We start from the raw sequence: 20132 nt of genomic DNA on the forward strand, positions 1-20132 counted from the left end.
AAAGATACGAAAGTTATTATTTTTTAGTTTTGGGTACAAAAAAAGACCGACTTAAAAAAAGTCAATCTTAAAGAATTTTTAAAAAACAAAAAAGTGTCCTAATTATTTCATCACTCCAGTTTAGTTCTAAATTTTTTTAAAAATATTCTTTAAAACTGAAATAAATAGATAATCTTATATTTTTTCAAACTAACAAAACGAATTAATGAAACTAAAATGTTTTCTTCAATTTTTCATCGTCCCAAACCAACATCCATTTTTATTTCAACAAGAGACATGTGAAATTAAAAAAATAATCAACCGCTTCCCTTCTTTTTGGAACCATAAATGGCTATTATCAAAATTAAATAATTTATCACCTTTAAAATATTCTCAATCTTTTAGATAAATATAATAAATATTTTAATTAATGATAAAATCAACCGCAACCTTTTTAAAAAGAGGTTATTTTACTGTACATTTTTTTAATAAAATGATACAATGAAATGGAAAATAGTTTTAATTTTTCTTTTTCTGCCGCGTTTTTATCATTTCTTACCCCTCATATATTGTAAAAGGTTTAAAAATTATAAAAAATGTCTTTTGAAACGAGCAAAATATTAAAAAACTTATGGACGATTTTAGTTTAATTAATTTATTTTGTTGATTTGAAAAGATATGAAATTATCTATTATTTTTTTAGTTTTAAAGAATATTTTTAAAACAAAAAATGTCTAAAAACAAGGAACATCCTAATTTTATATATGTTAGAATATTAATTATATATAATATTTTTAATATTTTATGGAGGAAATAAAAATGAAAAAAATTAATAAATTAGTTAAATTAGGTTGTTTTTTTTGTATTCTTTTTCAATCAATTTTTTATTTTTTGCTAATATTTTTATCATCAAAACTTAAAATTTTATATTTTTTAAATTTTAAAATTTATTATATAGAAATTTTTGGAAAAGAATATCATTATAGTTTAGAAAACAGTTTATTTAATGAAAATTTTTTAGAATTATTTTTTCAATTATTATATTTATTAATTCCTTTTTTCATTTTTTTATATATAAGATTATTTAATTCAAAATCTAATAAGTTTACAAAAATATTTTGTGGTATATATGGTCTTATTTGGGGATTGTTTCCGGGTATTTTTATATTATTTGGTTCTTATCAAAAAGAAAGTCATTATTTAGTTTATTTTTAATTTTTTATGTTAGAATTATTAATGACCCTATAGTGCATGATTTGTTCATACATGGCTTTCATTTCATATTTTCGTTCTCCTTTCGTTTTACTGTTTAGGGTAGGAATCAAAGGCTCTCAGATAATGAGGGCTTTTAGTTTTTTTAGGGTGCAAAACTTTAAAAATAGTTATAATAAAGGAACAGCCCAGTGTTTTCGAACCCCCCCTCATTAACCATTGTTATTAAAATCAGTTTCTGCAATCATATCATAAACCAAATCTATTTTTTTTAGAGTCTAAAAGTAAAACTTCTAATAAAGTACTTTCGGCTTCAATCATTAATATCCAAACGTTTCACTTAAGTTATTTTGCCCCCAAACGGTTTTTTTGTTTTCAAAATGCTTGCATTTTTTGATAAAATATTTATTGTCCACCCGTTTTTGTTTACAAAAATTGTTAACCACAAAAAATCATTAGATGGAGGTTTAACATGGTTAAAACGGAAGGAATGAATAAAATTTTTGCCGCTGAAAAAAGAAATAGAAAATTTTTGTTAGAAGGAAACTTGTGGAAAGTAATTTTTTATTTTACTTTCCCTATTGTTATTTATTGGGTTTTCCAAAGTATCTCTGATTCCATTGATCTTTTAATTTTACAAAGAAACCAATTTACTTCACCGAAAATAACTTTTATCAGCCGAGTTCATTTATTAAAAGGTGTTCTTATTCCTTTTGGTATATCTATCGCTACAGGCGGCGTTATTTTAGTTGGCCGTGCTTATGGAAAAAATAATTTAGATAAAATGCAACTTTATTTAACTAAAACTTTTATTTTATCAATTTTAATAGGCTTACTTATTTCATTTTTGTGTATTTTCGTGTTTCAAACTCCTATTTTAGAAAAAATTTTACAAATTAGTTCAGAAAATAAAGTAAATAGCGATCAAAGGCAATATTATAATCTTATTATAATGTCTTTTGTTTGTGTTGTGATTAATACAGTTTTTTTAGCCTTAGAGAGAGCCAAGGGCAACAATAAAATATCTTTGATTTTAAATTTATTAAATGTTTTTATCAAAATCATTTTATCTTTTGTTTTGTTTTATTCTTTCGACAAACAATCAAGATCTTTGGCGTGGGCAACTTTTATTTCTAACGCTTTAGTTACTTTATTTGCCCTTTGGTTTTTATTTTTTGATCGCAATAATCCTTTTAAAATTATTTTAAAGAAGTTTCGCTTTGATAAAGTTTTTTTGAAAAAAATCGCTAAACTAGCAATACCTGTTTGTGCAAGTATTAGTGCTTATAATTTGGGAAAACTAATTGTAAGCATTATTGTGAGAGATTTTTATAATGATGGACCTGATCATCTCGATAGTTCTCAAATTGGAGCTAATTTAGTTTTAGCAGTTACTATTAATAATATTTTTTATAATTTATTAAATTCTTTTTCAGACTCCCAAAACGTTATTATTTCTCAAAATTTAGGACATAATAATCTTAATCGAGTTTTTGAAGCTTTTAAAAAAATTATTTTTTGTATGTGTGTTCTGGCAACGATAGGTACTTTAATTAATCTTTTTGGTTATAAATTATTTTTACCTTTGTTTCATAACAAAACTTGGGAAGAAATTTCTATTTTCGAAAAAGCAGCCTTTCGTAAATTATTATTTTTTGAAACAACTAGTTTATGGTTATCTTGTGGCTCTATTATTTTATTTAATTTTTTACTATCTTTTAAAAAAGTTGCTCCTTCTTTTTATATGAATTTTTTAAGAAGTTTAATACGTATCTTTTTTATTACCTTATTTTCTCATAATTGCTTAAATTGGGGCGTTATCGGCGTTGGTTTAAGTATTTTTTTAAGCAATTTAATTTGTTTTATTATTACTTTTGGGATTTTTATCACTTTTTATCTTAAATTAAAACGAGACAAAGTATTTGAACAAGACTTGTGATAATACTTAAAACAAATAATTTAAAAAAGAGGCCTGCAAAAGTCTCTTTTTTAAAGTTTTTCAAAACTTTTAATTTTTTTCTTCAACCCCCTCAAAACAAGTTGTAAAAAAATATTAACCCTAAATTCAAAAAAACACCAAGAAATATTATTTTTTTATTCAAAAATTTAAATTTTTAATTTAAATTAAAAATATTTATATTTAGAAAATAGGATTTTTTAGTGTTTAAAAAAATCATTTATATCATTTTAATAATTATCTTTTTTATTTCAATATTATTTGTATATCATCAAATGAAACCAACTTCCGAAAATTTAATACCCTCTCAAACAACAAATAATTTATTGCCAGCCAAAAATAAAGTTGCTCTTTTGTCAAAAGCGCAAAGAAAGGTTTCCTTAAAACAAGATATATGCGTTTATGAACCTTTTGCTAATCCTGATTTAAAATTTTATGATGAAAATCATCAAGAAATTACTAAATTAGCTGATTTTGACAACCCTTTGCAACGTTGTCTTTTTTTAAACCAACAAAAAGTAGTTTATGGTGAAAACCAAAAAATATTATCTTCTAGATTTTTGAATCCAGATAATACAATAAAATGGGATAGTGATTTGACTTTTAACATGACTTATGATAATGAAAACTATCCTTCAACTAAAAGATCTTTCAATGATAATGGCTCAATCAATTGGCAATCTCCAAACACTTATGACACTACTTATAATCACTCAAATGGCAGAGTCTCTTCTCAAAAAATGTTTAATCTTGATGGCACAGTTAATTGGCAACACCCAGATACTTTTGAACGTTTTTTTAATGAATATGGGTTGCGAATTAAAGAAAGACATTTCAAATCAGACGGAACAATTGATTGGGCGAACGAAGAAACTTTCGACATCAAACTTGATTCCAAAAATAAATTTCTAAAAACAATTTATTTTAATGAAAACGGAGAACCTTTACAAAAATAATCTTTAATAATTGTAGTTGGCAAATGTTTTTAGAAAAGATAGAAAAATAATTATTTTTTAGTTTTGAGCGCAAAAAAAGACCGACTAAAAAATAAGTTAGACATTATTTTTTAAAAAATAAAAAACGTTTTAATTATTTTATCAGACCATTTTTTTCTTGATTGAATGACCAATTATTGGAAGTTGTTTTAAATTGATTTATCGATATTTATTGCAAATGATATGAATTTTTTCCAAATTTGAGACAACTTTTTTGGGTTTTTTCTTGAAAACTTAAAAAAATTTCATAATTGCAAATTTCTTCAAATTAAAATAAGTCTGCGTTAAATTAAAATAATCAATTTTTAGGATGGTTTTTAATTTCTTTCAATTGAGAATTGTTATTTATTAAAGTTTGTGTCCCAAACTAAACAAATTAATCTTACAAACTTAAAAACTTAAAAGCATCAAAACTAATAAAATCTATCAAAAGATAAAAGATATTAGTTTACTTGTATCAATAAATCGTAAAAAAACATAATTTAGACAATTTTTCATATTTTGATATTTTGCGGTTTTTTTTATTGCTTCTTTATCCAAAAAAAAAGTATTTATGATTTTTGCATTCTTTGTTTTTTTGGTGTATTTGTTTCATGACATGTTTAGTTTTGGTTTGAATTGCTTGTTTATAATTTGTGTAATTCATTAAGTTGGTTGAGCTGTTAGTTTTTTTGGCAAGTCTTTTTTAAAGATGCCTTTAGAAAAGATAGAAAAATTATTTTTTTTAGTTTTAAAAGTTTTTTCAAAGCCAAAGTTTTTAATTTTGGGTAACAGGTCAATATTAAATAAAAAAATTAATTATTATTTTTTTGAAACAAATAAAAAAGTTTTTTGTCGCTCAATTGTTTTTTAGGTGTATAATAAAAGTAATAGTGGACTATTCTTTAAAGCTTAATTATTATTTAAAAAAAATTATTTCGAGATTTTTTCATAGCATCGCAACTTATTTTTAATTCAATCATTTGTGTGATTTGATAATTATCTTGAAAAATATCAATATTAAAGGGAATATAATGGAAAAAAAATGGAAAAAAACTTATCAAGGAGCTAATTGGAATCAATTAGAAGATGAATATACTCATTTTTTTTATGAACAAAATTTAAGTCAGTTTTGGCGTCCTGAAGATATTAGTTTACAAGGCGACCTTGCTGCGTGGAATCATTTGTCTGATGAAGAAAAAACTACATACACTAGAAACCTTTTGGTATTAACTTTTTTAGACACGTACCAAGGAGATTTAGGGATTCCTGTGATTGCTAATTCCATGGATGAAAACAAACACCAAAAAAAAGCTACCCTGAATTTTATGGGAGCTATGGAAAACGCTGTACATGCTAAAAGTTATTCTAATATTTTTACCAGTTATTTAAGTAACGAAGATATTAATCAACTTTTTGTTTGGGGTGAAAAACAAGTTAATTTGCAAAACATTATGAAAATTATTTTCCGAGTTTATGAAGATTTAGAATACAATATTTATCTTAAAAAATATCAATTATCTGAATTTAGTGAATTGCAATACCAAAAAAATCAATGGAAAGCAATGGCAATCTCGGTTTTTTTAGAAACTTGGCTTTTTTATAGTGGTTTTTATTATCCTTTATATTTTTACGGCCAAGGAAAATTGATGCAAGCAGGCGAAATTATTAATTTAATTATTCGAGATGAAAGCATTCATGGTGTTTATATCGGCCGTTTAGCCACAGAATTATACCATCTTTTTGATGATGACACAAAAAAAGAATTAAAAACATGGTTAGATGCAACAATGAAGACTTTATATAAAGAACAAATGGAATTAGTAAAAGAAGTTTATTCCAAATTAAGTTATTTGGAAGAAGATGTCCAAAAATTTGTTCGTTATAATTCTAATAAAGCTTTAATGAATTTGGGATTTGATGCTTTTTTTCCTGAAGAAAACGTAAATCCCGTTGTCCTTAATGGCCTTAATACGGAGACAAAAACCATGGATAATTTTTCCATGAAAGGCAACGGTTATCAAAAAATGCTTTCCGAAGCTTTAAAAGATGAAGATTTTTATTTTTAATTTACTGACATTAGGAAATCCATAACTAAAAAATTATAAAACTTCAAGACTTTATTTTATCACTTTCTTATTTTGAATAATGTATAAGGAGAATTTATTATTAATAATTATAATTTAGCAACAAAATCTTTGACGTTTTTTCAAGGATTTAAAAATTTTATCACCCGTGGCAATGTAATTAATTTAGCAGTTGCAGTTGTTATAGGTCAATTGTTTTCTAAGATAGTGAGCTCTTTGGTAGCAGATATTATGATGCCTCCTTTTTCTTTATTGTTTAACGAAACTAAAGGTTTACAAGGTCTAAAATGGTGTATCAAAGAAGACGTTTATATGAATTACGGTATTTTTTTGCAAAATATTTTAGAATTCGTTATTTTTTCTTTTGCTATTTATCTGATTTTAACTATTTTTTCAAGAACTAAATTGGAAAAACCTAAAAGTGAATTAAAACTTATCTTAGAAAGTTTACAAAAAGAAATTACTTTATTACAAGAAATTAAAAACAATTTACAACAAAACAACAACAAGAAGTAATAAAAAACCAACCCAAAAGACAAATTTACAATCCAACAAAAAAAAGCTATTAATAGTCTTTTTTATTTACTTTTTTATTTTTTAAACTTATTATTTTATTAAATTTTTTGAATAAAATTAACATGATAATTGAAATATAACAAAGCTTTAATAAAGAAATTACAATTTTAAACTTATTTTAAACCTATTGTTTTATTAAATTTTTTGAATAAAATTAACATGATAATCAAAATATCACAAAAATTTTAATAAAGAAATTACAATTTTAAACTTATTTTAAACCTATTGTTTTATTAAATTTTTTGAATAAAATTAACATGATAATTGAAATATAATAAAGCTTTTAATAAAGGAATTACAATTTTAAACTTATTTTAAACTTATTATTTTATTAAATTTTAGTAAAATGAATATGATAATCAAAATATCACAAAACTTTTAATAAAGGAATTACAATTTTAAACTTATGAAAATTATTTGGAAATATTTAATAAAATATAAAAGACTGCTTTTATTAAATTTAATCGCCGCTTTGTTGGTTTGTTTTAGTGAATTAGGCATCCCTTATATTATTGGAAAATTTATCATTGATAGACATAAATCTTCAATACCACAATACCAACTTTTTTGTATCTTAATTGCTTTTGCCTTTTCGGGTTTTATTGGTCACTTAATTCTTAATTATTGTTCTTCTCGCGTTTCTTCTCTTTTGTTTCGTGATCTTGGTAATGATATTTTTGCCAAAATTCAAACGTTTTCGCCTACTGAAATGCAACAATTTGGTATTTCTTCTATTTTGACCCGTACTACTTCGGACGTTTCTCAAATTATGAATTTTATTGCTGTTTTTTATCGGACAGCCGTTGTTTCTCCGATTTTTCTTCTTATTAGTGTGGTTGCTATTTTTTATGCCGCCCCTTTCTTTCTTTATGTCATTCTTTTAATTTTTCCCCTTTTAATCTTAATCTTAATTATCATCATTCAAAAAACTTATCGTCTGTCTCAAAAACAACAACAAAAACTAGATGAATTAAATATCATTACAAGAGAAAATTTAATTGGAATTAAGTCCATAAGAGCTTTTAGACAAAGTGAATATGAAGTTAACCGCTTTAGTCAAGTGAATAAAAAATATAGCTTTTATTCAATCAAACTTTTTAAATTCATGGCCTCAATTGACCCTCTTTTCTATTTTTGTCTTAATTTATCTATTTTAATTAATTTTGGTGTTGGTGCCTATATTTTGCTTGGAGCAAATAATTGCGATTTTACTATTGGTAAATTATTATCTTGTGTTGACTATCAATTTCATGTTTTGTTTTCTATTTTGAATTTTTTACTTCTTTTTATGATGTTTCCAAAAACTTTGGTTTCTGTTAAAAGAATTGAGGTTATCCTAAACACAACCCCAATTATTCAAAATGCACACAAACCTTTGTTATTCCCACAAAGTTTTCAAAAACTTTCTTTCGAAAACGTTACTTTTATGTATCCTAAAGCCTCAAAGCCAGTATTAGAAAACATAAATTTCACTATTAAACAAGGAGAGATTATTGCTTTTGTTGGTGCAACAGGAGCGGGGAAAAGTACTTTAATTGGTTTAATTCCTCGTTTTTATGATGTTTTTAAAGGTGCTATTAAGATTAATGATGTTGACATTAAAGAATACGACCTTAATTTTTTAAGAAGCAAAATTAGTTTTATTTCGCAAAAAAATATTTTGTTTAAAGGGACAATTAAAAGTAATTTAGCTTTTGGAAAAAACAACCCCCAAACAGAACAAATGTTGGAAGCTTTGCAATTAGCTCAAGCTCAAAATATTATTCAAAACAAAGAAAACGCATTTGAACAACCCATCGTTGAGTTGGGTGCGAATCTTTCTGGTGGACAAAAACAAAGGCTTTCAATGGCACGTGCTTTTATCAAAAAACCAGATATTTATATTTTTGACGATTCTTTTTCAGCTTTAGATTATGCAACTGAATATGAAATTAGAAAAGCTTTTGTGGAAATCAAAGCACAATCATTAGTTTTGATTGTTGCCCAAAGATTAACTTCAGTTCTAACAGCTGATAAAATTGTTGTTTTGGATGGCGGCAAAATGGTTGCATTAGGCACGCATAAAGAGCTTATGAACACTTGCCCTCTTTATCAAGAAATCGCCAAATCCCAAAATTTAGAGGTAACTTCATGAAAAGAGTTTTGAAATATTTAAAAGTTTTTAAAGTTCAAATTATAATTAGTATTTTTTTAATTTTAATGGTATCTACTCTCAGCTGTTTGATCCCTTTTTTAGAAGGAAAATACATCACTAACAAGATTAAAGAAGCGAGTGCATCAACCCCACCAGATACAAAAGATGCAATTAAAACTCAAATCTTTCATTTTTTATATTTAGATTTATTTTTTTGTTTCTTTGTTGTTTTATGCCGTTTAATTTTTAATAAACTCTTAATTCAATCAATTCATAAATCAATGAGAAATTTACGCCAAGACGTTCAAAAAAAGATTCATTATTTGCCAATAAGTTATTTTAGCCAAAATACTTTAGGAAATATTATTAGTCGCCTAACTCATGATATCGAAGTTATTTCCAACTGTTTACAACAATCTTTTGCTATCATGATTGATGCTTTTTTAAAAATATTTATGGTTGTCATTTTTATGTTTCATTTGCATTGGTTCTTGGCCCTCATAGTATTTACAATGATACCTTTGTCTTTTTATAGCACTTATCGCGTTTTTAAAAGTTCGCAAAAAATTTTCATTCAAAGATTTGAAAGTTCAGGCGTTTACAACGGTTTTTTACAAGAAAAATATACAGGATATAAAGAAATTCTTCTTTACAATCAACAAAAAAACACAATCAAAGAATTTAAAACCCATAATACTAATTTGCAAAAGTTAGTTTTTAAATCTCATTTTTTATCTGGTCTTTCTTCACCCATTGTTAGCTTTTTTGTTTATTTAACTTTGGTTGTGGCAAGTATAGCAGGATTTTATTTGATTGATAGTAAACAACATTTTTTAAACTTGACTCTCCCTATTCTTCAAGTTGGTCTTTTTCACACTTTTATTCAATATATTTGGCGCTTAGGAAACCCTATTGTAGAACTTGGACACATGTCAGTACTTTTACAATCAGCCAATGCTGCTTCTAAAAGAGTTTTTTCTTTCTTAAATGAAACCGAAGAAGCTCCTGAAGCCAAAAAACCAATAGTTTTGACAGACCCCAAAGGACAAGTTGTTTTTGAAAACGTTTTTTTTAGTTATAATAACAGAGATATGCTTTTAAAAAACATTAATTTTACCGCCGAAAAAGATCAAACTATTGCTATTGTTGGTTCTACTGGTTCCGGAAAAACTACTTTAATTAATCTTTTAATGAGATTCTACGATATTAACGAAGGATCTATTAAAGTTGATGGCGTTGATATTCGTGAATTAAAAAAAGATAATTTGAGAAAAATTTTTGGCATGGTTTTACAAGAAACTTGGTTTTTTAAAGATACTATTTGGAATAATATTAAATATGGTGATAAGAATGCTTCGGATGAACAAATTTCCAAAATTTGTAAGCAAGCCCAAATTGATTATTTTATTAAAAGTAAACCTTTAGAATATCAAATGATAATCAACGAAGAAGCTGATAATTTATCTCAAGGAGAAAAACAACTTATCACTATTGCTCGGACTTTTTTGAGTAATCCCAAGATTTTAATTTTAGATGAAGCAACTTCAAACGTTGATACTAGAGTTGAGATATTATTGCAAAAAGCCATTAAAGAATTGGTGAAAAACAAAACAGCCTTCATCATTGCCCATCGTTTATCTACTATCGTGAATGCTGACAAGATTTTAGTTTTAAATCGAGGTGAGATTGTGGAACAAGGCACACACCAACAACTTTTAGCTAATAAAAATTTTTACTATCGCCTTTATCAAAGTCAATTTCAAAAATAATTTTCATTATTTTATTATTTTTTTCCCAACAAGAAAACTGGTAAGCTCCACAAAAATGGCACCATTTGAGAACAACATTTTTTTCCAAAAAAAATATGATTTTTTGAAAAACCAAATTGTTTATTAATTACTTTTATTATAACATAATTAAAATTATTTGTCAAAATATGAAATTTATTTTTTTTTAAATTTGTTGTTCTCAACCAGTACCAGTTTTTAATTGGTTTTTTGAAGAAAAAAATTTTATATTTTATTAATTATAAAGTAATAATATTATTTAATAGTATATTTGTCAATACTAAAAATATAAAAAAATAATTTTTTTACATAATAATCTAAAAATAATTGATTTAAAGAATTTTATTAATTTCAAAAAATAAACAATCAAAACATTACCTCTTAAATGATTTTATATTTACGATTTGATATTTATCATTACCAAGAACCCAAAAGTATCATATAAGGGCAAAATTTTGAGTTTTAAGGGGTAATTATGCTTTTTTAAAAAGTTATTTTTTAAGTTCTTTAAAAAAAACCTACACAAATTGCCCTCCGTTATGAAGGGCTTATAGTTTTAATTATTAATTAATATTTTTGGTTTTAAATTCTTTGGGTGATAAATAATTTAGAAATTTCATTTTGCGATACATATTATAATATTCAATGTAATTAGTAATAATTTCTATAATTTGAAGTTCATCTAAATTTTGCATTTTTTCATAATGGATGGTTTCACGTTTCATATTGGCCCAAAATGCCTCCATGCAAGCATTATCAGTTGGCATGGCTTTAGCTGAGAAACTAGTTATTAGATTATTAGCTTTTAACTCAGTTTGATATTTTTTAGAAGTATAAACACTTGCTCTATCACAATGAAGAATGCAAGGGATTATTAATGCAGGAATAACTTTTAAAGTATTAATTACAAAATCAACATCAGCGATTTTAGAAATGTTGTAACCAATAATTTCACGGTTATACAAATCCATTATCGCAGAAACAAATAATTTTTGGTTATTTTTTCCAAAAGGTATATAAGTAATATCAGTACATAATTTTTCAAACGGTCTTGTGGCGTGATAATTGTTTTGAATTAGGTTTTTTAAATTATTTTCTTTTTGAATAGCTAAATCATAATAATATTGAGGTTTTCGTTGTATTCTTTGTGATAATAACCCAAACTGATGCATTAGCTTTAAAACAGTCTTAGAGTTTATCTTAAATTTAAGGTCAATTAATTTTTGATGAACCACCCGATACCCAAGCCTTCTTTTTCTTTTGCCATCAGTTGCGATATATGAACCTTGTTGACATATTTGAAACAAGGCTTTTTCTAATTCGCTTTTTGGCCTGGGATGAAGACTTTGTTTAATCCATCTAAAATAACTAGTTTTTGAAATAGATAACCATTTAATCAATTGTTCTAACGAAACTTCTTTTTGATATTTATTAATAATGTCTAAATATAATTTTCTATTTTTCTTCAAACTATTTTTGATTTGATTCTTAATTGCAGTTTTAATTGGGTTAATTCTTAAATCTTTAACCTTTCTTTTTCCTCTAATTGATTGTTCTAGCCTTTCTGGACCTTTTAATTCATACCACTCTACCCATTGATAAATCTGACTCCGATTTTTAATCTTTAAATTTTGCTGTATTTCTTTACATCTTTTGCCTTCCTGTTTCGCAAAAACAGCCTTTAATTTAACATCCAAAGAATATAATTTTAATTTTTTCTCCATTCTTAAGCTCATTTCTGTTTTATTAACATAACTTTATTTTTTTAAGCCTTTATTGTTAAAAAAACTGTTTAGTTGGTTTTAATTAAAAAAAACAACAATAAAATCTTTTTAAGAAATTTTATTGTTGTTTTAAAATATTTATTAAATATTCTTCTTCTGGAGTTTTATTTAAATCAATTGTTTTAAATCTTTTATTTTTTGGTTGTTGTTTATTTGGAGAACATGCCCATTCTTCTATTTCTCGTATAGAAAAATTTTTCAAATGAGGATTTTTTTGTTTTATTTGAAAAATATTTTCTTTTGTTCTTTTTAATAATTGAAAAAATTCATTTACCTCTTTTTCGCTTGGTTCATTATTTATAATTGTTTTACCTTTGTTGTTGTTTTCCATCGCCATAACTTGATTATTACTTGTGATAAATAATAATCCTAAACAACTAATTAAAAAGAATGGTAAAAGATGTAATTTATTTTTTGCTAACATTATATATTACTCCTTATTTTTATTTATTTTCATTATTTTTTGTATTAAATTTCTTAGTATAAAGTGTTATATATCTTTGTTTTGGGTTGAAGTGAAGGTAGTAATTTTTCTTTTCATCTTTGGGATATCTAGAATCTTTGGGGTTTATTATATGACATTGTACTTCATCCATGAAGAAGTCTTTATCTTCTTCAATTAACCATTTTGGGCCTTTGTAGTTGAGTTCTGTGTAGTAGTTTGAAGGGTCGTTGATAAACATATTATTAAATTGTGAATCATCATCTTTACGTTTCATATGGAAAGTATTAAAAAAATCAATCCTGCTATCTTTTACTTCCCATTTGTCAAAAGGGTTTTTCATAAACGGCATTAAGTCATTTGGCTCGTATTCACAGTGTTGTCCTCTACCAAGGCCATTGAGACCGTAAAAAGTGTATTTAACTTTAATCATTTGGTGACCCAAAACAAGGTGATTAACATCATGACTATAACTTTGACAAGGACTACCTTTCCAATCTTTTGTGGCCCCAAATTCTGCATTGGGGTCATAACCATCTGCTTTATAATATTTCTTAATTTGATAGTTATCATCTCTAGAACGGTATCCTTCAAACCATTCAGATTCAATTTCTATTTTAGGTTCAGTAATATTATAGGTTTTGCGCTTGGAGTTTGTTATATCGTATTTATTGTCTAAAAATATAAAACCACCAAAAATAGCAATTATACTTATTATAAAACAATAATATATAATATAGGGATAGATTATTTGCGTTTCGATTGTAGGATTTGTTTTTCTACTTTCTATTACAAACAGCCCCCCTCCAAACCGTACGAGCAAGTTTCCAAGCATACGGCTTTCCATCATTTACCCTTTTTACGGGATTAACCTTGCGGTTAACTGTGTATCTTAATCATTCTCTTCTTTTTGTTTTGGTTTATAACGTTTATTTGTTGGTTTGTTCTCTTGCGATGACAATTCCTACATAAAGCGATTGTTTGTTTATTAAGGATGCTTTGCCAGTTGGAGTTTCTCACCGTTTTTGTGTGGCGGATTTCTAGTGGGATGTTTTCTGTTTGGCAAACTTCACATCTCTCCGCCTTTAAGCGTGATGTTAGTGTTGTTCGTCCTTGGTAGAGATAACGGTTGATAATTACATCGGGATTCCCCTTTGTTTTTCTCATCCTTTTTATCTTTTCCCAGTCCAGTTTGTCCCAGCTATCAACTTTGGTTTTATTCTTGAGGTTGTATTGAATCCCCCAAGTTTTGCCGTTCCTTAATTTTCGCCGAACTTTTGCGATAGATGTTTTCCATTTTCTCGCTAGTGTTTTTAAACAACTGTATTCCGCCAAATAGTATAAATGTGTTAATTGTGCTAGGTTGTTTCCTAGACAAAAGTATCGGATAATGCCGAGCGTTATTGATTTGTAGGTTCGTATTATTTCTAGTGCTTCCCTACTTGCTAGTGTTTCGTCGTGTTTTACTTTCCCGTTTTTGGTCCAACCGTATTCTTTCCCGTAGTCTCTTGTTGTGTCTTTTGGGATTTGGATTTGTACTTGCCCGTTCAGTGAGTTTTTTGTTGTTTTCTTTTTGCGGGTTTTGTTGGTTGGGTTTACCTTTACCATATAAGATAGGAACCTTGTGCCCTTAGTGGCTTTTACAATTTTTGATTTGTCGCGGTTTACCACGAGTTTCAAGTCTTGTTCTAGCCATTTGAGTACTTGGGTTTTAATCCTTTCTGCTTCGTGGTGTTCTCCTTTTATTCCAATAATAAAATCATCTGCGTAGCGGATGTATTCTATTCTCGGGTTTGGGTTCAGGTTTATTTCACTATCTATTGATAGATTGTTATGTTGTTTTTTTGTGTATGCCTTCCAATATTTGGGATTTGCTTTCATTATCGGTTTGCCGTTTCTTATCAGTTCTTCCATTTTCTTATCGATGTAATGTAAATATATATTTGATAATAAAGGGGATATTATCCCACCTTGCGGTGTTCCTGATAATGATTCGTATTTGATTCCATTTTCCATTATTCCTGCTTTGAGCCATTGGTTGATTGTTTTTAACGTTTTGGCCTTTCTGATGTATTTGTTTAACATCTTATTGAGGATATCGTGGTTGATGGTTTCAAAGTAACCTTTAATGTCGATTTTTATTATATAATCTATCCCTTTGAATCTTTGTTTGACGCGTTTTACGGCATCATGGCATGATTTCTTGCTTCTGAATCCGAAGCTCCATTCTGAGAAGATGTTTTCAAAATAGAGGGTTAAAAGTTGTTCCATTGCTTTCTGGATTATTCTATCTTTTATGGTTGGGATGCCTAGCGGTCTCGTTTTATTTTTATCCTTTGGTATTAATACTTTTTTGACAGGTTGCGGATTGTATTGGTTGTTGACGTATTCTTTGTGGTATTTCTTTATCATTTCTAGCTTTATGCCGTCAATGGTTTTGTTGTCAACGCCCTCTGTACCGCTGCCTTTATTGGTTGCAATGCTATTGAATGCTTTGTATGTGTTTTCTATGTTATTCATTCCGCGTTTCAATACCTTTTTTAGGCTATAGTTGTTTTTTGAATGATTTAAAATCATATCTAAAGTTCTCGAAAGCTTAAATTCATTTGAATTATGTGTAAGCATATTATCACTTACTCCTTTCTTGATTTGTTTAGATATACCATAAATGACTGACTTGTTTTCGCCTTGTTCTTAGTTTTCCTAAGAGCCCTGGGAGGGCAATTATCATTGTTATTCCAAACAATGTTTTAATTCCTCCGACTACTAGAAGTCTCTTTCTCCTTGGGGATGTGGGCTTTTGTTCCCACACTTGAACCTTTAGGATTCTGCAAGTTCCTCACTTTATCTACCTTCATTCCTTAGGAGAAGTAACCATTTATGTTTTCATGTCTTTCCTGACTGTTGGTGAGATTCCAGGTTTCCGTTCGTGATTGATAAACTATCCAACACGCTAACAATATGTTGATAGCGTCTGGACTGCTCGCTTGTAGTAGTTTGCGATGCAGGTTATAAAATTACATCTTCTTTTCTTCTTAGGCTATTTTACAGGCTTTTCCATAGAATGATTTGCTAGCGGTGTCATCTTGACTAACTACTTCGTCTCAACCCGCCTTTATGAACTGCTGTAATCCATCATCTTTTCATTTGATGAACCGTTCATCTGCTTTCAGTGTTTATCGGCACTGGAAATTGGTTAGATTTCACGATAAAGTGGGCTTCTTTGCCGCCCTATAGCTTTTATTGGATTTCTTTTTGTATATTTTTTAGCTTTTAATTTTCCTGTCAACATTTGATTATGTGATAATTCTGCTTGTTGCTGCCTTAATTCAGTTTGGATAGTATTTATTTCTTCTTGTAATTCAGTTTTTTCTTGAACTGATAAAGATTTATTATTTACTAACTCAGATATTTTTTGGTTTAATTTCTTTTGCTTAGTTATTATCTCAACTTCAATTTTTAATTTAATATTTTCTACATTGTTTAATTTATTATTTACGTGTTTTTGAACAAACCAAATCAATAAAGGACCCAATCCAAAAAAAACTCCTAAAATACCTATAATAACTAATACTTTAAATAACTCCATCCTATAATTAACTCCCTTTTTTATTTTTATAACTTATCATCATTGTATCATAATCTAATCTGGTAATGCAAAAAAATTGCATTACCGACCAAACCATGTTTTAACTACATCCCATTTACTAGCAACAGCCGCAGCACCAGCAATTGCACCACCAGCAACTCCACCAGCAATCGTACCTAAAGGCCCCGCAGCACTTCCCCAAGCAGCTCCCGTCATCACACCAGCTTTGGTGAAAACACCTATGTTAATCGCAGTACCTACGTTTTTTACAGCATCTTCCCAATGTTTTTCTTTTTCATCTAATTCAGTTGATTTATTGTTTAATTTTAAATTATCATTTTTTAATTCAACAATCTTTTCTTCTAATCTTTCTCTTGTTTCAATATGCGCGTCTTTTTCGGCGTCTAATTGAGTTTTTAGTTTATTGATTTCATGCAGCAACTCTTTATTATCGCCACTCATCGCACTACTGGCACCTTCAAGTCCTGCAATTGCCCCTTCTAGTTGTTGAATTTTAATTGCTTGTTGCTTGAAAGTTTCTATATTGTTTTCAATTTCAGCAGTTAATTTTATAATTTGTTCCGCTTGTTCTTGAACTTTTTGTCGTAATTGTTTAATTTCTTCGTCTTTTTGTTTAATAATTGTTTGCAATTTAGTTTCATTGGCTTCTAAATTAGTAATTTTACCCTTTAATTTTTTTATTTGAGCTTCTTTGTGATTTAATTGTTTAACTAATGCATCATCAGTGTTACCATTTTTAACCAATTCAGCTTGTATCTCTTGCATCTCTTTTTCTAGTTGCTTGTTTTCGGTTTTAGATACATCAAGTTCTTGTTTGATTTTAGTTAAATCATTAGTATATTTTTCTTTTAAGTTTTTATTTTCCAATTTTAAAGCATCAATTTCACTTCTAAAACCTTGTTCTTTAATTTCTAATTGTTGCATTTCGTTTTTTAAAGTTTTAATATGATTTGCTTTATTATTTAATTCTTGTTGCAAACTATCATCTGGTGTTTGATTTTCTAATAATTGATTATATTCTAGTTGAGCGTTTTTTAAATTAGTTTCATAATTTGATAATTCTTGAGATATATTTTTTAAGTTTTCTTTTGCTTCATCAAGTTTGAATAAATTTTGTGGTGGTTCGGTCTCTGAGGTTGGTTCGCTAAAAATTAAATTAGCTCCATGAGTGGAATATGGTATATTTCTCATATTAATAGAAGGTTCGCAATAATATTTACCTGGGGATAGTTCTATACTTTCTCCTTGTATGGTATTTTTATTTATTTCTCCACGATATGCTTGATAACCCCTTCCTGTTTCGGTTAATCCAGTTTCATAAAAATCAATCTTTGGAACAATTTTATATGTGAAAGGTTTATCATTCCAAAAACGAGGGAATTGTATTTCTTTACTACTACTTCTAACACCCCAATCTGTACGATTTTTTATCTTTTTATAATTTGTTACTGTTTGGTAGTTTTCTAAGTCTTTTATTGTTTTTTCTAAATTATCTTTATTTGCTGTTAAAGTTCCTATTTTTTTGTTAATTTCATCTAATTTCGCTTGTTTAGTTTTTAATTCTTTTTGTAATTGTTTAGCATTTTCATTGTTTTTTGCAATTTGGTCTTTTAGTTTTTGAGTTTCATTTTCTAGTTCAGCAACTGTTTTTTTGTAATTTGTAATTTGTCTTTGGATTTCTTCCAAAGTTTTTACATGTTGTTCTCTTAGGCTCATAGTTTCTGCTTGGGTTTTAGTTAGTTGCTGTTTTAAATCACTTTCGGTTTGTTGCAATTGATTAATTTCTTCTTCTTTAAGTGATACTTGTGCTTGATAATTAACTTTTTCTTGGTTGATATCGTTTTTTAGATTATTGATTTCTGAAGTTAATTGTTGTTTTTCTGCATCTGATAAGTTTTTTTGTTCTTCTAGTTCTTTTTCTTTATCTTCCAATTTAGCTTCTTTATTAAATATTTCTTTTTGTAAATTTTGTAAATCTTGTTTATTTGAAGCTAATTGGTTTTCTAGTTGAATTTTTTGACTTTGCATTTGTTCTAATTCTTTGTTTTTGTCTTCGGTAACTTTTGCTTGCTTATCTAAAGTGGTTTGAATATCTTTAATTTTATTGTTTAATTCTTGTTGTTTTTCTTCACTAGAAATTTGGATTTGTTTTAACTTTTTTTCTTGGGTTTGGATAACATCATTTAATTCAGTTTGTTTTTTTGCTTCTTCTTCTAATTTTTGATTTAAGTTATTTAATTCTTCGTTTTTAGATGTTAAATTAGTATTTATGTCCTCAATTTGCTTAGTTAATTGTTGTTTTTCTGCATCTGATAAGTTTTTTTGTTCTTCTAATTGCTTGGTTTTTTGTTCTAAATTTTCCTTATCTTTGTTGATAACATCATATAATTCTTGTCTTAATTCTGCTTGGACTTCTTGCTCTTTTTCTAAATTGTTTAATTCTTCGTTTCTAGAAGCTTATGTCCTCAATTTGCTTAGTTAATTGTTGCTTTTCTGCATCTGATAAGTTTTTTTGTTCTGCTAGTTCTTTTTCTAAATTATCTTTTTGATTTTTTATATTTAACATTTCTAATTGTTGTGCTTGCAAATTAGCTTCAAAATAATTTCTTTCTTGCAACAATTGTGCTTCTCGTTCTTTTTCAACGGTACCCAACTCCTCAAATTGTTTTTGCATGTCTGGATTCAATAAACTTTTATTATATTCTTCTTTATTAATTTCTTTTTGTTTATGAATTGGTTGTTTCAAAGTTGGCTGAGGAGTTAGGGTTTCATCATTTAATTCAGTTGATTTTGTTGTTTTTTTTTTTTTTTGAGTTTCTAAGGTTTCAGAATCTCTGTTATTTTCAGTTAATTTGTCTGGTTCAATTTGTTTGTTTGTATTATCTACTTTGTTTTCTACTTGTTGTGGTGGAGATGCGTTTTTTGGTGGTTCTTGATTGGTTTTTTCGGTAAGTGTAATAGTTGCTACATAAGCGATAGTACTTATTAAAACTGCTACTCCTAAGAATGTGCCAATTCCTGGGATTAAACAACATGTAGCAGCAAGTAAACCACCACCACCAACCCATAAAACTTTTGATGCAATAGCAGAATATTCGGGGTCTATTCCTGCATTTTCTAAAGCTTTTTTGGTTTTGTCATCTAGATTATGACATATATGTTTAATAAATTGCCAACATTTATCAACAACTCCACCAAATTTTGCAGCTAATTCAGGAAAAAACTTAGAAATTACAAGCCATATTCCTCCACCAATTAGTATGAATGGTAATAAAATAAGGGTTATTTTGACAATTGATTTGATTAATTTTACAAACCAATTCTCTTTTTTGGTTTCAACAATTATTTTAGTAGGTTGGATTTGTTTTTTGATTATAGTTTTTGAAGGTTTTTTTATTTTTTTAATTTTGGAAACAGTCTTTTTGGGAGTTGGAATTATTTTTTTAGTTTTTTTAGTAGGAAGTTTGGTTTTTACTTGTTTAATAGTTTTTTTAATTGGTTGTTTTTGTTTTGTTTTTTTAATTGGAATTATTTTTTTCGCCATTTTATTTTCTCTCTTTCTGATTATTTATTTAAATTTTTTGCTGTTT

At 27.2% G+C, this 20132-nt stretch carries 10 protein-coding genes and 3 pseudogenes; 7 read left to right on the plus strand and 6 right to left on the minus strand.

Annotated elements, in window-relative coordinates; translation table 11 throughout:
• Positions 1–235 precede the first annotated feature (235 nt).
• The 7 genes and pseudogenes from SLY_RS05670 to SLY_RS03375 all read left to right on the plus strand — a co-directional run.
• Positions 236–388, plus strand: a pseudogene (locus SLY_RS05670) (IS3 family transposase); the annotation flags it as partial.
• A 1275-nt stretch (positions 389–1663) separates the two neighbouring features.
• Complete coding sequence (locus SLY_RS03350; protein ID WP_015638165.1) at positions 1664–3130, plus strand: MATE family efflux transporter; 1467 nt, start codon at positions 1664–1666, stop codon at positions 3128–3130.
• A 221-nt stretch (positions 3131–3351) separates the two neighbouring features.
• Positions 3352–4104 carry a hypothetical protein gene (locus SLY_RS03355; protein ID WP_015638166.1) on the plus strand — a complete coding sequence of 251 codons (753 nt, stop codon included), beginning with the start codon at positions 3352–3354 and terminating at the stop codon, positions 4102–4104.
• A 1052-nt stretch (positions 4105–5156) separates the two neighbouring features.
• Positions 5157–6191, plus strand: a complete 1035-nt coding sequence (nrdF, locus tag SLY_RS03360) for a class 1b ribonucleoside-diphosphate reductase subunit beta (RefSeq protein ID WP_041784372.1) — start codon at positions 5157–5159, stop codon at positions 6189–6191.
• Between the two features lie 129 nt (positions 6192–6320).
• Complete coding sequence (mscL, locus tag SLY_RS03365; protein ID WP_012358713.1) at positions 6321–6725, plus strand: large conductance mechanosensitive channel protein MscL; 405 nt, start codon at positions 6321–6323, stop codon at positions 6723–6725.
• A gap of 466 nt (positions 6726–7191) precedes the next feature.
• Positions 7192–8919, plus strand: a complete 1728-nt coding sequence (locus tag SLY_RS03370; RefSeq protein WP_012358714.1) for an ABC transporter ATP-binding protein — start codon at positions 7192–7194, stop codon at positions 8917–8919.
• Entirely contained in the window at positions 8916–10688 is a 1773-nt protein-coding gene (locus tag SLY_RS03375; protein WP_012358715.1) for an ABC transporter ATP-binding protein, read from the plus strand. Before SLY_RS03370 ends, SLY_RS03375 begins: the two co-directional genes overlap by 4 nt.
• 581 nt (positions 10689–11269) lie before the next feature.
• On the opposite strand, the gene SLY_RS03380 is transcribed toward SLY_RS03375, so the two are convergent.
• The 6 genes and pseudogenes from SLY_RS03380 to SLY_RS05075 form a co-directional block, all read right to left on the minus strand.
• Positions 11270–12442, minus strand: a complete 1173-nt coding sequence (locus tag SLY_RS03380; protein WP_015638173.1) for an IS3 family transposase — start codon at positions 12440–12442, stop codon at positions 11270–11272.
• Positions 12443–12548: 106 nt separating this feature from the next.
• The gene (locus tag SLY_RS03385) at positions 12549–12914 is read right to left on the minus strand and encodes an SVM family protein (RefSeq protein ID WP_012358841.1); all 366 of its coding nucleotides are present in this window, start codon (positions 12912–12914) and stop codon (positions 12549–12551) included.
• 19 nt (positions 12915–12933) lie between these two features.
• Positions 12934–13782 carry a hypothetical protein gene (locus SLY_RS03390; protein ID WP_015638174.1) on the minus strand — a complete coding sequence of 283 codons (849 nt, stop codon included), beginning with the start codon at positions 13780–13782 and terminating at the stop codon, positions 12934–12936.
• Positions 13783–13811: 29 nt separating this feature from the next.
• Complete coding sequence (locus SLY_RS03395) at positions 13812–15557, minus strand: reverse transcriptase domain-containing protein (RefSeq protein WP_015637617.1); 1746 nt, start codon at positions 15555–15557, stop codon at positions 13812–13814.
• Positions 15558–16164: 607 nt separating this feature from the next.
• Positions 16165–16521 (minus strand): annotated as a pseudogene (locus SLY_RS03400) (OmpH family outer membrane protein); the annotation flags it as partial.
• Positions 16522–16602: 81 nt separating this feature from the next.
• A pseudogene (locus tag SLY_RS05075) lies at positions 16603–20086 on the minus strand (coiled-coil domain-containing protein).
• Between the last annotated feature and the right edge of the window lie 46 nt (positions 20087–20132).

It is taken from the genome of Strawberry lethal yellows phytoplasma (CPA) str. NZSb11 (assembly GCF_000397185.1).
GTDB lineage: Bacteria > Bacillota_I > Bacilli_A > Acholeplasmatales > Acholeplasmataceae > Phytoplasma > Phytoplasma australiense.

What these genes read in the sequence shown, in the direction of transcription:
- nrdF (WP_041784372.1), top strand. Translation starts at nt 5,157, where the DNA reads ATGGAAAAAAAATGGAAAAAAACTTATCAAGGAGCTAATTGGAATCAA.
- SLY_RS03350 (WP_015638165.1), top strand. Translation starts at nt 1,664, where the DNA reads ATGGTTAAAACGGAAGGAATGAATAAAATTTTTGCCGCTGAAAAAAGA.
- SLY_RS03370 (WP_012358714.1), top strand. Translation starts at nt 7,192, where the DNA reads ATGAAAATTATTTGGAAATATTTAATAAAATATAAAAGACTGCTTTTA.
- SLY_RS03385 (WP_012358841.1), bottom strand. Translation starts at nt 12,914, where the DNA reads ATGTTAGCAAAAAATAAATTACATCTTTTACCATTCTTTTTAATTAGT.
- SLY_RS03375 (WP_012358715.1), top strand. Translation starts at nt 8,916, where the DNA reads ATGAAAAGAGTTTTGAAATATTTAAAAGTTTTTAAAGTTCAAATTATA.
- SLY_RS03390 (WP_015638174.1), bottom strand. Translation starts at nt 13,782, where the DNA reads ATGATGGAAAGCCGTATGCTTGGAAACTTGCTCGTACGGTTTGGAGGG.
- SLY_RS03380 (WP_015638173.1), bottom strand. Translation starts at nt 12,442, where the DNA reads ATGAGCTTAAGAATGGAGAAAAAATTAAAATTATATTCTTTGGATGTT.
- SLY_RS03395 (WP_015637617.1), bottom strand. Translation starts at nt 15,557, where the DNA reads ATGCTTACACATAATTCAAATGAATTTAAGCTTTCGAGAACTTTAGAT.